The organism is Myroides odoratimimus (assembly GCF_001485415.1).
Taxonomy (GTDB): Bacteria; Bacteroidota; Bacteroidia; order Flavobacteriales; family Flavobacteriaceae; genus Flavobacterium; species Flavobacterium odoratimimum.
The window spans coordinates 86,855-103,411 of sequence record NZ_BCMQ01000006.1 but is presented as its reverse complement, the minus strand read 5'-3'; the positions used below and the strand labels follow the sequence as shown (position 1 = coordinate 103,411).

The window sequence follows — 16,557 nt, the reverse complement described above, 5'->3', positions numbered from 1 at the left end:
TTGCATTTGGGTAGAAAAAAGTGAAAGACTTTACTAAAGATAATTACTTAGCTGATTTTGATTTTGTAGTTAAGGCAATAAAAGAACAGCATCCTAATCCATTTCGATTTATAACAGAAAAAGAATTTGATAAGAAGGTAAAGGAACTACGTCATACTTTAGAGCAAAAGCCAATTTTAGAGAATTTTGTCTTATGTAACCCTGTTGCATTAATACGTGATGCTCATTCAAGTATTGAGATGGATGATATTATTTATGAGGATTATATTAAGGTCAGTCATTTCTTTCCTATTGCGACTAGTGTATATGACAATAGAGTGTTCGTTAATCAGTACACTCTAGATATCCCGATGGGAGCTGAGATTATCAAAGTAAATAATGTAAGTATTGCTGACTTATTGAATAAAATACCGAATAAGGTAGATGGAGGAGTAGAGGCTAGTTCTAATAAGAATTTCTCTAATTATGCTTCTTTAATATTTCCAGAAGCCAAAGAGTTTATCATTGAGTATAAAGAAACTGTGGAGGCAACCCCTAAGACGATAACGCTGAAAGCAGTGAACTTTAATGACTATGAGTATCATGCTCAGAAGAGTGTTCTACCACTGAGTACTGTTGCCTTCTCTAAAGGGATCTATGGATATCCATTAAATGATGATACTTATATTTTGAAAATAACAACATTTAGTGTATCAGAGACATATGCTTATTATATCTTGAACAACGTATTTCAAGACATCAAAGACAAGAATATTAAAAAGCTAGTGGTTGATATTCGTGATAATGGAGGAGGTCTATTGTCTAATATTCCTTTGTTTTATTCTTTTATTAGTCCAGAGAAGAGTTTTAAAAATATTTATAAATATGCGACTAGAGTTCCTAAAGTGAATATGAAAGAGAATCTATTGGATGGAAATGGTAAGTTGGCAAATACAGCTGATATTATTAGCCAAGACAACTTTATGAGTCAGCGATTTGATTATAATGAAGAAGATCAGTTTTATTATGGAAACAGTCGTCTAGACGATTCTTATGTAGAGAATTACCCACAGGATAAAAATGCGTTTACAGGTAAAGTAGTTTTATTGTCAAATAATAATACTGTATCAGCAGCAGCTTATTTTGCACATTTGTTCCAATTGAATAAGCGTGGTGATATCGTAGGTCAGGAGACTAGAAGTTGTAGTGACTTTACAACGGCAGCCTGGTTTTTAAGTTATAAATTACCGAATACAGAATCTGTATTATCATTGCCTAGAAGTGAGGTATTCTTTAATGCAATAGCAAATAAAGATCGCACTTGTAGAGGAGTATTGCCTAATCATACTATTAAAGCAGATGATTTCCAAAAGGGATTACAGCAAGCACAAGATGCTGAGATGAATTTAGCATTAGAACTCTTGAAGAAATAGAGATTAATACAACGATATAGAAAAGCCAAAGATGGGAGTCTTTGGCTTTTTTGTTTCTACTCAGTTGAGTCAATAAATGGACGAGTAGGTCATTAGTATTCATTTAAACCATGCTAACATTTATTTAAATATTAAAACCTTACTTTTGTGTTTTAACATTTGAAAATGAATAAAGATATACAAGCGCCAATAGCTACAGTGAGACCTCACGAGTTAACAGCACACAATCATACACGTATCGATAACTACTTCTGGTTAAACAATAGAGAAGATCAAGAAGTGATCGATTACCTAAATGCTGAGAATGCATACTATGAAGGACAGACTGCACATACTAAGGCTTTCCAAGCAGACTTGTTTGAAGAGATGAAGAGCAGAATAAAAGAGGACGATAGTTCTGTACCTTATTTCTACAACGGATATTATTATATCACTCGATTTGAGAAAGGAAAAGATTACCCTATATTTTCTCGTAAACAAGGAAGCTTAGAGGCTGATGAAGAGATCATGTTTGACTGTAATGTGATGGCAGAAGGACACTCTTATTTTCATTTAAGAGGGATTAATGTATCAGAAGATAACCAATGGGTTGCTTTTGGGGTAGATACTGTATCTCGTAGAGAATACACACTGCAAGTAAAGAACTTAGTAACAGGTGAGATATCTCCTATCTCGATAGAGAAAACAACAGGTAGTTCTACTTGGGCTGCTGATAATAGGACTTTGTTTTACTCTCGTAAAGATGAGGTAACACTGCGTGCAGATAAAATCTATAAACACAAATTGGGAACTGCTATCACAGAGGATGTGATGGTGTACTTCGAAGAGGATGATACTTTTGATACTCATATCTTTAAAGAGAAATCGCGTAAGTATTTAGTGATAGGAAGTGAGAGTACGCTGACAAGTGAGTACAGAATCTTAGAGTCTCATAATCCTGATGGAGAGTTTAGAATATTCCAAGAGAGAGTGCGCGAGGTAGAGTATAATATCTCACACTATGATGGACATTTCTATATCATGACAAATCTAGATGAGGCAGATAACTTTAAGTTGATGCGTTGTCCTGAGGACAAGACTACTGTGGAGCATTGGGTAGAGCTTATCCCTCACAGAGAAGAGGTACTATTAGAAGGAGTGGACATCTTTAAAGATTATTTAGTGATCTCAGAGCGATCTAACGGATTAGTTCATTTGAAGATTCAACCTTGGGATGATAGCCAAGAGGCATATTATCTACCATTTGACAGTGAAACATATAATGCGTATACAGGTACGAATTTAGACTTTGATACAGAGATACTACGCTATGGATACCAGTCTATGAACACGCCTTCTTCTGTAATCGACTTTAATATGCGTACGCGTGAGAAAGAAGTGAAGAAGGAACAAGAAGTATTGGGGACTTTCGACAAGAATAATTATGTAGAAGAACGCATCTGGGCTACTGCAAAAGACGGAGTGAAAGTTCCGATGTCTATCGTGTATAAAAAGGGAATGAAGAAAGATGGTACTAACCCATTCTTACAATATGCATATGGATCATACGGATATTCGATGGAACCTTATTTCTCTACTACTCGTTTAAGTTTATTAGATAGAGGATTTATCTATGCGATAGCACATATTCGCGGAGGTGAAGATATGGGACGTCAGTGGTATGAAGATGGTAAGCTATTAGAGAAATGGAATACATTTGACGATTTTATCGCTTGTTCAGAGCACGTGATTGCTGAAGGGTATACTTCTCCAAAACATTTATATGCAGAAGGTGGCTCAGCAGGAGGTTTATTAATGGGAGTAGTGGTGAATAAACGCCCTGATTTATACAATGGAGTTATTGCTCAAGTACCTTTCGTAGATGTGATGACGACTATGCTGGATGATACAATACCATTGACAACAGGAGAGTATGACGAGTGGGGAAATCCGAATGAGAAAGAGTATTATGACTATATGCTGTCTTATTCTCCGATAGATAATGTAGTCGCTCAAGATTATCCGAATATGTATGTATCAACAGGGTTACACGATTCTCAAGTGCAATACTGGGAGCCAGCGAAGTGGGTAGCGAAGTTACGTGTGATGAAAACGAATGATAAACAACTGTATTTAGACACAAATATGGAGGCAGGACACGGAGGAGCTTCAGGACGTTTTGAGGCTTTAAAAGAGGTCGCAAAAGAGTTTGCTTTCATGTTCGATTTAGAAGGGATAAAAGAGTAGTCTCTTTGTTTTTTTAGTAAATTTGTTAGATAACAGTGGTAGATGAGATAAAGAACATCTATCCATAGTAAATAAGATATTATGAAAGAAGAAATTCAAGCGTATGATAATGTATTGGCTCTTGTAGGGAAAACGCCAATTGTAAAATTGAGTAAAGCAACAAAAGAGTTAAAAGGGAATTTCTATGGTAAAGTAGAAGCTTTCAGTGCTGGACAATCTGCAAAAGATAGAATAGCAATGCACATTATCGAGGCAGCTGAGAAAAAAGGAATATTAAAGCCAGGTAGTACTATCGTAGAGACTACATCAGGTAATACAGGATTTAGTATTGCGATGGTGAGTGCTATTAAGGGATATAAATGTATCTTATCTGTGAGTGATAAGTCTTCTCCAGATAAGATAGATATGCTACGTGCGATGGGAGCTACGGTATATGTATGTCCTGCTAATGTAGCGGCTGATGATCCTCGTTCATACTATGAGGTAGCGAAGACGGTGCAGAAAGAAACGCCAAACTCTATTTATATCAATCAATATTTTAATGAGCTAAATACAGAAGCACACTATCTATCTACAGGACCTGAGATATGGGAACAAACAGGAGGTAAGATTACACACTTCGTTTGTTGTTCTGGTACGGGAGGTACTATATCTGGTACAGCTCGTTTCTTAAAAGAGATGAATCCAAACATTCAAATCTTAGGTGTGGATGCTTATGGTTCTGTATTAAAGAAATATCACGAGACAGGAGAGCTTGATCCTAATGAGATAGCTCCTTATAAGATAGAAGGATTAGGAAAAAACTTAATCCCAACTGCTACAGACTTCTCTGTTATCGATAAGTTTATGAAGGTAACGGATAAAGATGCTGCACAAACAGCACGTGAGTTGGCACGCACAGAGGGATTATTCTTAGGATATACTTCAGGTGCTGTACTACAAGCTACAAGACAATATGCTGCAGAAGGAGCATTTGACGAGAATAGTGTAGTAGTTATGTTATTCCCAGACCATGGTTCGCGTTATATGAGTAAGATCTATAGTGATGCATGGATGGAGCAACAAGGCTTCTTAGATGGAGAACCTAAAAATGAGATTACTTATATCAAGTAATTCACTCTACTAAAATATAGAAAACACCTCTCTTTAGGATGAGGTGTTTTTTTATTTTTGGTAGCTCTGTAATTGTTTTCACATAGTTCAATGTCTATTTATTTTCTGTATCTTAGAGATGTAAATATTCTTTAAATCAGTTTATTATGAGAAAGTCTGTGTTTTTCGTTTTGTTAATTCTTGTTGGGGTGAGTTGTAAATCTAAGCAAGTATTAGAAAACAAGGTAACTACTGTGAATGAGATAGGAACTTTTGAGTATGGCTACACACCTGAGAATCCTATAAAAGTAGGAGGGGTAAAGACAAATGAAGGGCCTAAAAATCAGAGAGAGTACTTAGATGATCTAACTGATTTAGAAGGAAATAATTTATCTTTCTACAGAGTAGGTAGTTGTTGTCATTTTGACACTCCTAATGGACTGTTTAACGGTAGAGGAGTACTCGATATATATGCAGTTTATATAAAGGGAAAACAAGATACTGTTCGTCTTTATTTAAACCTATATGATGAGGATAAGTTATATGCACCACGAGGATTTAAATTTAAATTGTAATTTTTTTTATGAATGTTAATTTTTTGGTCTAATACTTGTATTAGTATCTTCAAAAGATTAAAAAAATGAATAAAGTAATCAGTTTTAGTGACTTTACAGAGGATGTAACTACTTATGTGGACTATGTAATGGACAGTGGTAATGAGTTAATCGTAAATGAAAACGAACATAATGGAATCGTAATTATTCCTATCGAAGAATATAATTCATTAAAAGGTATTGACTGCGAGTTATCACCAAATTAAAGAGATTAAGTAAACAGCTTGTAATAAGAAACGTTTTACACAAAAAAACACCTCATTAGAGGTGTTTTTTTATAGGTGATAGTATCATATGATACTATCAATGTCTATAATCTAGAATAGAAAAGGACAATAGATGAGGTAGTCCTTTATTTTTTGTCTTTAGGTAGATTAAATATAATAGCAATTATAAAGAATCCTATTCCTGTAATGGTTGGAGGTAACATATCATTGTTTAATCCTAAAAAAATAAGATAACCTCCTAGAATAGCAAGTAATACAGATAGTGATATTTTTAGCATAATAATAGTGTTTTTTAAAATTGTAGTGGTTTAAACTCAAATATAAAGAATTAACTCTGATAATAGGCTACTGGAATATATCAATCTAATTGTTTTCTAATAAGTTACTGTTGAAAAGCTTAGAATTGATTAACAATCTTTTGCTTTCAGCATTGACATTGATAAGTAAGATTTGTTTGTTTTGTTCTTGATATTTATCGATTAGTTTTTTCAAAGCTTCTATAGCAGACATATCTACTATTCTAGATTCTTTAAAATCTAAGTATACCACAGGAGTGTCTGTAAGAGGAGTAAATTTCTCAATAAAAGAAGTAGTACTCCCAAAGAATAATGGGCCATAAATAGCGTAGACTTTATTGCCGTGAGGGTCAAAAGATTTTCTAGCTCGTATACGTATGGCATTGTCCCAGGCAAATACTAAAGCAGAAACGATTACACCGATTAATACAGCTAAGGCTAAGTTATGTGTGATTACAATAATGATAGTAACTAGAAATAAAACAAAGATATCGGCTTTAGGCATTCTGGTCACTAACTGAAAGGATACCCACTTAAATGTAGTAATCGCGACAATCATCATCACTCCTACTAATGCAGCTAGAGGTATCTGTTCAATGATAGGAGCGCCAACTAATATAATGGCTAAGATGGTAAGCGAGCCAATAATAGCAGCTAGTCTACTTCTAGCTCCTGCATCTAAGTTAACTAAAGTCTGTGCTATCATGGCACAACCTCCCATACCTCCAAAGAATCCATTTGTGATATTAGCTATACCTTGGGCTATAGATTCTTTATTACTATTCCCTTTTGTATTGGTGATTTCGTCTACGATACTTAAGGTTAGTAAAGATTCTACTAAACCTACTCCTGCCATAACCAGAGAAAAGGGCAAGATGATCTGTAAAGTCTCTAGTGTAAAAGGGAGTGAAGGAATATGAAAGCTAGGTAAGCTACCACTGATATGAGCGATGTCCATAACTTTTCGAGTGTCTACTTGGAAGAAAAATACAACTGCTGTAGTCACAATTATAGCAACAAGAGTAGCAGGTACTTTCTTAGTGATTTTAGGAAAGATAGTTACAACTAGTATGGTTAATAGTGTTAATCCTATCATTATGTATAGAGCCATTCCGCTAAGCCATGTATTAACTCCCTCTATATCAATTTTGAATTGGGCTATTTGTGCAAAGAATATTACAATAGCTAATCCATTCAAGAACCCATACATGACAGGCTGAGGTATGAATCGTACAAACCTTCCTAACTTAAGCACTCCTACTAATACTTGTATAATACCAGCTAATACTACTGCTGCGAATAAGTACTCTATTCCATACATAGCAATAAGTGATATCATGACAATGATAGTAGCACCAGCTCCTCCTGAGACCATACCTGGTCTTCCTCCAAAAACAGCTGTTATAATCCCCATAAGAAAGGCAGCGTATAATCCTGTTAATGGATGTAAGCCAGCTAGTATGGCAAAAGACAGTGATTCTGGTATCATGGTCATAGCTACGGTTAGACCGGCTAGTATTTCACTTTGAATTCTGATGTTTTGATTTTGTAAACCAAATAAGCGTTGTAACATTTAATAGGTGTTTAGAAGGTGTAAAAGTAAGGTATAAATGATAAAGTTATATTTATTGAAACAATAGAAATTATGATTTAAAGTCAATGGAAGTGTGATATGCTTAGTATAATGTATGATTGTAAATTATGAATAAAAACACACTTGTTAAAAAAAGATTAAAAAATAATGTAACATAATTATACTTTTTGCTACTTATGATATAGAACCAAAAATGTGATTATGAAATTAGTTATTAAAAACTTGAACAAGACCTATAAAAATGGGGTTAAAGCAATAGATAATTTAGACTTAGAGATAGGAGCAGGGATGTTCGGTCTGTTAGGACCTAACGGAGCTGGTAAGTCATCTCTGATGCGTACCATCGCTACTCTTCAAAAACCAGATAGTGGAACAATTCACTTCGGCGATATTAATATATTAGAACAACAAAGTGAGTTCAGAAAACTGTTGGGGTACTTACCACAAGATTTCGGTGTATATCCTAATATGTCAGCAGTAGATCTATTAGATTATTTCGCTCGATTAAAAGGGATATCAAAAGCTGCTGAAAGAAAGGAAATAGTAACGAAAGTATTAGAAGTAACGAATCTTTATGAAGTTCGTCGTAAAAGTGTGAGTGGATATTCAGGAGGTATGAAACAACGCTTTGGGATTGCTCAGTTGTTATTAAATGATCCTAAGTTAATTATAGTAGACGAACCTACAGCTGGACTAGATCCTGCAGAGAGACACCGCTTCTTAAATGTACTTAGAGAGATCGGTAATAATAATACAGTGATATTCTCGACCCATATCGTAGATGATGTAAATGAGCTATGTCATGAGATGGCTATTCTAAATGGAGGAAATCTATTAGAAAGAAGTACACCTAAGCAAGCTGAACAGAAATTGGAAGGTAAGATCTGGACTAGAGAAACTACTCGTGAAGTAGCAGAAGAACTGAATAAGGAGCTTATGATACTGTCTGGAAAATATAATCAAGATAATAAGCTAAACATTAGAGTGTATTCAGAGGATTCGCTTACAGAAGCAGGTTTTGTATCAGTACAGCCAAGTTTAGAAGATGTTTATTTTGTGGCACTTAAAAACGGATAAACGATGTTTGGAACTATTTTTTCATTTGAAATAAAACGCTGGTTAAAGAATTGGGTATTTTATCTATACCTAGTGTTATTCTTTTTGCTAGGTTTTTTAAGTATGGCTAGTGCCGTTGGAGTTTTTGATGTAGTGAAAGTAACGTCTAGTTCTCTAATGAAGTTTAATTCACCTTATGTATTGGCTAATTTTATAGAAGGTTTTAATAATTTACTTTATTTCTTATTTCCTTCTATTATCGGGGCTTCTATTTATAGAGATTTTCGTTATGAAGTACATCATATTCTATTCTCGTATCCTTTTTCTAAAAGAGAATATTTAGCAGGAAAATTCTTAAGTTCATTTTTAGTAACCTTATTCATTAGTTTAACGATAGGTATTGGTATATTTCTTGCGACATTACTACCGTGGGCTAATCCTAATTTATTAGGAGAGAATGTGCTTTGGAGTTATGTACAGGTGTATTTATTGACTATTATTCCTAATATGTTATTCTTTGGTAGTATTGTATTTGTTGTAGTGACAATGTCTAGAAGCGTGTATATCGGTTTTGTCTCTATGGTTATATTATTGATTATACAAGGGGTATTAGGGGGCTTAGGAAAAGATATGGATAATAAAGAGTTAGTCGCTTTATTAGATCCATCAGGAAGTTCGGCTTTAAGATATTATACTGAATACTGGACAGTGGATGAGATAAACAATAATAATCTTCCTATAGAAAAGTGGTATCTATTAAATAGAGGAATTTGGTTAGCGGTATCTTTATTGTTCTTAGGGGGGCTTGCAAAGTTCTTTACGTTTACACAGCAAGCATTTACTTTTAGTAGAAAGTCTAAGAAATCAGAACGCGTGACGAAGAATAATTTCGGAGGAATAGTACGTATTGAATTACCTAAGGTTAGCTATAACTTTTCATTAGGAACACAGTGGAGTAATATATTTAGTTTCGCTAAAGGAGAGATAAAATATTTAGCTAAGAATAAAGTGTTTATGATCCTTGTGGGATTAGGTGTTTTAATGATGTTGTTAGTCTCTTCTTCAGCGACTTCCTTATATGGGACTACAGTATATCCAGTTACTCGCTTGATGTTAGGAATACCAGGATCTACATTTCAGTTGGTCATCATCATTATTACTTTCTTAGGAGCAGGGTTATTAGTACATAGAGGAAAGTTGTCAAGAATGGACTTATTAATAGATGCTACTCCAACTCCTAACTATGTATTCTTCTTTTCTAAGTTTATAAGTTTAATAGTAGTACAGTTATTCTTGTTATTAGTTATTATGATAGGAGGGATTATTGTACAAATACACAATGGTTATTACAACTTTGAGATAGGACTTTATTTTAAAGAGTTAATAGGAATAAGTTGGATATGGTATATGATTTGGGCAGGTTTAGCTATTGCGGTTCAAACTTATTTTAGAAACTATCTAGTAGGATTCTTTGTTTTATTTGTGTTCTTCTTATTTGGAGGACAATTGTCAAAGTTAGGTATTGAGCAACGTATCTTCTTTTTTAATAAACTACCAGGAACACCCTATTCTGATATGAATGGTTTTGGTTCTAACCTAAGTAGATATTATATCTATGCTCTTTATTGGGTAATGTTTATTACTTCATTAAGTGGATTGACATTATTGTTCTGGAGAAGAGGTATAGTGAATAATTTGAAAGAGAGATTATACTTTGCTAGAAAAAGAGCTAACAAAGGTATAGTAAGCGTTATTGTACTTTTTGGTATAGGATTCTTTAGTTTAGGTGGATATCTGTACTATGAAAATACTGTATTAAATAAGTATACTTCAGACAAAGAAAATGAGCTATTAGGGGTAGAGTACGAAAAGATTTATAAGAAATATGAGAATATGACTCTTCCGCGTATTATAGATATAAAAGTAGATTTTGATTTATATCCAGCACAAGGGGACTTTTTAGCAAAAGGACAGTATGTACTAGAGAACAAGAATGAGAAAGCAGTAGATAGCCTTTATGTAAACTATGTTAAAAGATATATTAATGTCATCACTGTTGATGGAGCAAAAGAAGTATTAAATGATACTGTAATTGGTATTAGATTATACAAATTAACTAAGCCTTTAGCTCATGGAGAAAAATTGGTATTTAAGTTTGAAGTAAAGAATAAAGAAAATACCGCTATTCGCAGTAATTCCTCTGTACTAGAGAATGGTACATTCATTAATAATGGTGAGTTGTTTCCTTCTTTTGGGTACATAAGTCGATTTGAGTTATCTGATGATGAGGTGCGTAAAAAGTATGGTCTAAAACCAAAAGAGCGCATGGCTGAGCAAACAGATAAGAAAGCATTACAAAATACATATATAAGTTCTGACTCAGATTGGGTAACATTTGAAACTACTGTAAGTACATCAGCAGATCAAATAGCGATAGCTCCTGGATACCTACAGAAAGAGTGGACAGAAGGGGATAGACGCTATTTCCATTATAAAATGGATCAGAAAATGCTGAATTTCTATGCTTATAATTCTGCTAGATATGAAGTGAAGCGCGATAAATGGAATGATATTAATATAGAGATATATTACCATAAAGGGCATGAATATAATATCGATCGCATGGTAAATGGGGTGAAGAAGTCCCTAGCATATTATGAGAAAGAATTTAGCCCATACCAACATAAACAAGTTCGTATTATTGAATTTCCTAGTTCAATGGGAGCTTTTGGACAGTCATTTGCGAATACAATACCCTTCTCAGAAGCTATTGGATTTATTGCTAAAGTAGATGAAGAAGCCGATAATAAGGTAGATTATCCATTCGCGGTAACTTCACATGAGGTAGCACACCAATGGTGGGGGCATCAAGTGATAGGGGCTAATGTCCAAGGTGCAACGATGTTGTCTGAGAGTTTAGCTGAATATAGTTCTTTAAAAGTATTAGAAGCAGAATATGGAAAAGGACAGATGCGTAAGTTCTTGAAAGAAGCATTAGATAGATACTTAGGAGGACGTAGTGGTGAGAGTAAAAAAGAAAAAGCATTGATGTATAATGAGAATCAACAGTATATCCATTATCAAAAGGGCTCTTTAGTATTCTATACGATGAGTGATTATCTGGGAGATAAGCAGCTTAATGATGTTTTAAAAGGATATATTAAAAAGGTAGCTTTTCAAGATGCTCCTTATACTACTGCATCTGAGTTAGTAGCGGATATTAAAGAGGCAACTCCAGACTCATTGAAGTACCTAGTTAAGGATATGTTTGAGACAATTACTTTATATGACAATTATATAGATAAAGCAGAAGTAAAAAAGTTAGACAATGGTAAGTATGAAGTGAAAATTAAAGCTATCGTAAGTAAATATAGAGCTGATGATAAAGGAGAAAAGAGCTATACGGATGCAACGACTAAAGCTGGTTCTGATCTGAATACACGTGTCTACAAATCGGATAAAGGAGTAGAAATTAAATCACTTCCATTAGCAGATTATATAGAAATAGGGATTTTTGCACAAGAAGATGTGAAAGAAAAGTCTAAAAACAGTAAAGAGAAAGTCTTATATCTGAAAAAAGTAAAAGTATCAGATATTATGAATGATTTTACTATTATAGTAGATGAGAAGCCAACAGAGGTTGGTATCGATCCATATAATAAGTTAATCGATACAAGATCTTATGATAATAGAAAAGGTGTAAATTAATATATAGGGAAGGGATTTAATTATCTCTTCCCTTTTTTTTTGACATAAAAAAAAGAGACTGTACATTGTACAATCTCTTTTTTTATAACTCTTAGAAAGTTGATTATCTTCTTCTTTCTTTGATTTTTGCTTTTTTACCAGTAAGCTCTCTGAAGTAGAAGATACGAGCTCTACGTACTTTACCTCTTTGATTAACTTCGATTTTTTCTAAAGCTGGCATGTTGATTGGGAAGATACGCTCTACACCTACGTTACCTGACATTTTACGGATAGTAAAAGTTTCAGTAGTACCTTGTCCTCTTCTTTGGATAACTACACCTTTAAAGAACTGAGTTCTTTTTTTGTCACCCTCTTTAATTTCGTAGTAAACAGTGATAGTATCTCCTGCGTTGAATTGAGGAAAATCTTTTTTTGCAACTAATTCGTCTTGAACGAATTTCATTAAATCTGCCATTGTAATAATGTATAAAAGTTATTTTTCAGAACAACATACACGGACCTCGCCAGAGGTTGGTCTAAAATCGAGTGCAAATATAAAAAATAAAACAGAATAATAACTAATTATTTTAAGTAAAAGCATAGTTGTTATTCTATTGATTTCTATTTCGTTATAATATAAATGTGCCTAATGTAAGAAGCTCTAGAGCTTCAAGTTTCTCTATAATGAATAAAGGTAATAAGTATATAGTGTGTGTGCTGTTATTATTTATGTTTTTAACTTTTTTTACATCACTAGGAGGATAACCATAAAATTTTTTAAAAACTGTACTAAAATGATTCTGTGATTTATAACCTAGATCTTCTGCTAGCTCCGAAATTGTAATATCTGAATTTTGTAATCGTTCTTTTGCTTTATTCATCTTGTGCTCATTTAGATACCCAAATACTGTTGAGCCAAAGAGTTCTTTAAAATACTTTTTCAATTTAAATTCATTTGTACCTACTTTTTTAGCAAGAGTTGATAGAGTATATGGATGTTTAATATTTTGAGTCAATAGTTTTCTAGCAGAGTGCATTCTTTCAATGTCTATATTGGATATATAAGATTTTGATTGGTCTTGATTGATGTATTCTAATTGTAGAAACAGTAACTCTATTATTTTATTTTCTAAATAAACTTGTTTGAATGAACCATCTCTTTGACAGGAGCATATATCCGTGATTACGGATTTCATTTCTGGAGAGATGATTTTGTTCTTTTTTATTAAATCGTCTAGTTTTAAAGTGCTAGGTAGTTCTTCAGCTTCAAAATCTATTAATAAATCTTGTTTTAGTTTTATTATAATCTCTTTAGGTATTAAAATGGAAATATAGCGAGTTTCTTGTTTTGAGGAATCTATTTTAAGCATATAGTTCTCTTTATTTACTTTTCTTATTAGATGATGAGAAAGTTGTTGTTCACCTTCAAGTAAGAACAGCATTAAAATACCTTTAGAGTTTGGAGATAGAGAAATGGTGATGGGGCTATTCAACATAAACTCATAGTAAGTTATAAAGTAACGCCCTACTTTTTGAGTTTTTTCTAGAAAGTAATCACCATCATTAACTGTGTACTCTATAATTGATTCTCCTTCTGTTTTCTTTGTTGTTTGTTGACCGCTTATTTTGTCTATATAGTTAGTAGTTAGTTGCATATAATAGAATGAAATTAAGATTGTAAATATAGATATTAATTAGATTTAATAAAAATAATCCTTGATGTGTATTTAATTATCCTTTTTTGAAAGATAAAAGGCTTAATGCTTAAAGTAATTTTGCATTACAGAATTAATAAGTGGTATACCTCTTATTAAAAATGGTTTTTATTAAAAAAAATATATTGAAAGGTGTTTAGAATCATTAGTATAAAAAAATATTGGGGTACAAAAAAGAGTGAAAAAGAAGTGCTAGGTAGTTATAGAAATAATACTTGGAGTAAATATGTTATTTATATTTTAATGCTACTTATACCTATGTTCATGGTTGCTCAAAAAGGAGTTTTATCAGGAGTAATAAAACTAAAAGATGGGAGACCTATAGCATATGCCGTTGTTAGCTTAGATAAAGGAAACTTGTATAGTGAGACAAATGATGAAGGAGAGTTCTCTATTCAAAATGTTGATTATGGTCAATATGTATTAGATGTGAAATCTATGGAAATAGTTGATTTTAAAGTAAAAATTGACTTTAAAGATTCTAAAAGTAATTTATTGGTTACAGTAGAAGAATCTAAAGGACACAATCTAGAAGAAATGCTTATTTCAGTCAAAACAGAGAAACGAGATCTTGAAACTAAAGGTTTTGCAGTGAGTGTTATAGAAATGAAAGAAGCATCTCTGATGTCTTTGCAAACGAATGAAATACTTGATAGAACTGCAGGAGTTAAAATAAGACAAGATGGAGGGTTAGGTTCTAGAGTAAATTATAATTTAAATGGTTTGTCTGGAAACGCGGTGAGGGTATTTATAGATGGAGTACCAGCAAGTAATTATGGTAGTTCATTTTCATTGAACAGTATTCCTCCAGCTTTGATAGAGCGTATAGAAGTATATAAGGGTGTAGTGCCTACTTATTTATCACAAGACGCTTTAGGAGGAGCTATCAATGTAGTATTAAAACAGAAAATGACTAATACTTTGAGTGCTAGTGGCTCTTTTGGCTCTTTTAATACACACCAGTATAATGTCAATGGAGGATATCGAAATGATAAAAATGGACTGACTGTTAGAGCTAATGCATTTTATAATTATAGTGATAATGATTATAAAGTCTATGGAGATCATATTAGGTATGTGGATTATCAAGGAAATGTAAGTTATCCAAAGAATGGAGCTAGGCGTTTTCACGATGGTTATAAATCTTATGGAACTAAAGTAGATGTAGGTTTCACAGATGTGAAATGGGCGGATAAATTTTTTATTGGAGGCATTGTTTCTGGAAATAGAAAAGAGATTCAGCATGGTATTACTATGGAGAATGTATACGGGGATAGAAATACTAAGAGAGAATCTTATGTAGCAACACTTAATTACGAAAAAAAGGATTTATTAGTAAAAGGATTAGAGGTAAAGCTAGATTTATCTTATAGTGATTTAACTAGACAAGTTATCGATACAGTTGGTAATATGTACGATTGGAGTGGAAATGTAATAAGAGATCCTTTAGGGAAACCACTGAAATATACAAGTGGTGCAGAAGTAGCGTCTCAAAAAACACTAGAAAAGAACAAAGATGAATCTTGGGTTGTTCGTGCAAATGTAGGGTATGAATTTATAACTAATCATAAGCTGAGTGTTAACTATTTCTATAACAGTTTTGAAAGAGGAATAACTGATGTTTTGCAACCAGTAGCTGTTATGAGATTAGTTAATACAAGAGATTTGACTAAGGATATACTCTCGTTTAGCTATGAGAATAAACTTTTTGACAATAGGCTTCAAACCAATTTATTTTATAAACTATATCATCAGAAGGCAGTCTCTAATGAACCTTATAAAGATACGAATAAGCCATTAGTTGGTGATTTATATAAGACTAAGAAAATAAATAATAGTATTGATCATAATGGAGTGGGGGTAAGTGTGTCTTACAAATTGTTAGAACCATTGTACTTATTAGGTTCTGCAGAAAAGGCAATTCGCTTGCCAGAAGAATCTGAGCTTTTTGGAAGTAATGCAGATAATCTATTGCCTTCATTTAGCCTTGATCCTGAGAAAAGCACAAACTATAATATAGGGTTTATAGCAGGGCCATTTAACTTTAAAGATCATTCAATGAGCTTAAATGCTACTTACTTTTATCGAAATGTAAAAGGAATGATTAGGGAGAGTATTGACTCAAAAGGAATCTTTACTAGGTATGAAAATTTAGATGATGTATTAAGTAGAGGTTTTGATATAGAGTTAAACTATTCTTTTAGACAACGTTTAGCGTTCAATCTAGCACTATCTAAGTTTGATGTATTATTTAATAAGCAATTTGATAAAGATGGCAATCCATATTTATACTACAAAACGCAGATAAGAAATGAGCCTTCATTTAAACTAAATGCTAATCTGAGTTATAAGTTTAATAATGTTTTATCGAAAGGAGATTTCTTTTCTGTGAATTACAATGTTTACTATGTAAAGAAATTTTTGAGGAACTGGTCTAATGTAGGAGGAACTAATTTAGATGAAATACCTTCTCAATATCCTAATGACATTGGAGTGATATATCAGTTCTCTAATAAAAAAGCAACAGTAAGTTTTGATATGAAGAATATTTTTAATCAAAGGATATATGACAATTTTGGTTTGCAGAAACCAGGAAGAGCTTTTTATGGAAAAGTAACTTATTCAATTTTTTAATATA

The 16,557-nt window shown here is 32.9% G+C and carries 12 protein-coding genes; 8 read left to right on the top strand and 4 right to left on the bottom strand.

Going from position 1 to position 16,557, the window contains the following annotated elements; translation table 11 throughout:
* The first annotated feature begins 20 nt into the window (after nucleotides 1-20).
* The 5 genes from MODO_RS07755 (at nucleotide 21) to MODO_RS07735 (ending at nucleotide 5,550) form a co-directional block, all read left to right on the top strand.
* A complete protein-coding gene (locus tag MODO_RS07755) occupies nucleotides 21-1,412 on the top strand; it encodes a S41 family peptidase (protein WP_006257018.1) in 1,392 nt (463 codons plus the stop codon).
* Between the two features lie 165 nt (nucleotides 1,413-1,577).
* Nucleotides 1,578-3,638: a S9 family peptidase gene (locus tag MODO_RS07750; RefSeq protein WP_006257017.1), complete on the top strand. Its 2,061-nt coding sequence runs from the start codon at nucleotides 1,578-1,580 to the stop codon at nucleotides 3,636-3,638.
* Nucleotides 3,639-3,719: 81 nt separating this feature from the next.
* On the top strand, nucleotides 3,720-4,751 hold the full coding sequence (capA, locus tag MODO_RS07745) for a cysteate synthase (RefSeq protein WP_006257016.1): 1,032 nt from the start codon (nucleotides 3,720-3,722) through the stop codon (nucleotides 4,749-4,751).
* A gap of 146 nt (nucleotides 4,752-4,897) precedes the next feature.
* The gene (locus MODO_RS07740; protein WP_006257015.1) at nucleotides 4,898-5,305 is read left to right on the top strand and encodes a hypothetical protein; all 408 of its coding nucleotides are present in this window, start codon (nucleotides 4,898-4,900) and stop codon (nucleotides 5,303-5,305) included.
* A gap of 65 nt (nucleotides 5,306-5,370) precedes the next feature.
* Nucleotides 5,371-5,550, top strand: a complete 180-nt coding sequence (locus MODO_RS07735; protein ID WP_006257014.1) for a type II toxin-antitoxin system Phd/YefM family antitoxin — start codon at nucleotides 5,371-5,373, stop codon at nucleotides 5,548-5,550.
* Between the two features lie 146 nt (nucleotides 5,551-5,696).
* Here the strand turns inward: MODO_RS07735 and MODO_RS19455 are convergent, their stop codons facing one another.
* Together MODO_RS19455 and MODO_RS07730 are read right to left on the bottom strand one after the other, a co-directional pair.
* On the bottom strand, nucleotides 5,697-5,849 hold the full coding sequence (locus MODO_RS19455) for a hypothetical protein (protein ID WP_006257013.1): 153 nt from the start codon (nucleotides 5,847-5,849) through the stop codon (nucleotides 5,697-5,699).
* A gap of 85 nt (nucleotides 5,850-5,934) precedes the next feature.
* Nucleotides 5,935-7,440 carry a SulP family inorganic anion transporter gene (locus MODO_RS07730; protein WP_006257012.1) on the bottom strand — a complete coding sequence of 502 codons (1,506 nt, stop codon included), beginning with the start codon at nucleotides 7,438-7,440 and terminating at the stop codon, nucleotides 5,935-5,937.
* Nucleotides 7,441-7,662: 222 nt separating this feature from the next.
* Here MODO_RS07730 and MODO_RS07725 point away from each other — a divergent pair, with 222 nt between their 5' ends.
* Together MODO_RS07725 and MODO_RS07720 are read left to right on the top strand one after the other, a co-directional pair.
* Complete coding sequence (locus tag MODO_RS07725; protein ID WP_006257011.1) at nucleotides 7,663-8,538, top strand: ABC transporter ATP-binding protein; 876 nt, start codon at nucleotides 7,663-7,665, stop codon at nucleotides 8,536-8,538.
* A 3-nt stretch (nucleotides 8,539-8,541) separates the two neighbouring features.
* The gene (locus MODO_RS07720) at nucleotides 8,542-12,225 is read left to right on the top strand and encodes a M1 family aminopeptidase (RefSeq protein WP_006257010.1); all 3,684 of its coding nucleotides are present in this window, start codon (nucleotides 8,542-8,544) and stop codon (nucleotides 12,223-12,225) included.
* A 103-nt stretch (nucleotides 12,226-12,328) separates the two neighbouring features.
* Here MODO_RS07720 and rplS read toward each other — a convergent pair whose 3' ends face one another.
* Nucleotides 12,329-12,679 carry a 50S ribosomal protein L19 gene (gene rplS, locus MODO_RS07715; protein ID WP_006257009.1) on the bottom strand — a complete coding sequence of 117 codons (351 nt, stop codon included), beginning with the start codon at nucleotides 12,677-12,679 and terminating at the stop codon, nucleotides 12,329-12,331.
* A 154-nt stretch (nucleotides 12,680-12,833) separates the two neighbouring features.
* On the bottom strand, nucleotides 12,834-13,859 hold the full coding sequence (locus MODO_RS07710) for a helix-turn-helix domain-containing protein (RefSeq protein ID WP_006257008.1): 1,026 nt from the start codon (nucleotides 13,857-13,859) through the stop codon (nucleotides 12,834-12,836).
* A 192-nt stretch (nucleotides 13,860-14,051) separates the two neighbouring features.
* On the opposite strand from MODO_RS07710, the gene MODO_RS07705 reads away from it, so the two are divergent.
* A complete protein-coding gene (locus MODO_RS07705; protein WP_006263035.1) occupies nucleotides 14,052-16,553 on the top strand; it encodes a TonB-dependent receptor in 2,502 nt (833 codons plus the stop codon).
* The last annotated feature ends 4 nt before the right edge of the window (nucleotides 16,554-16,557 follow it).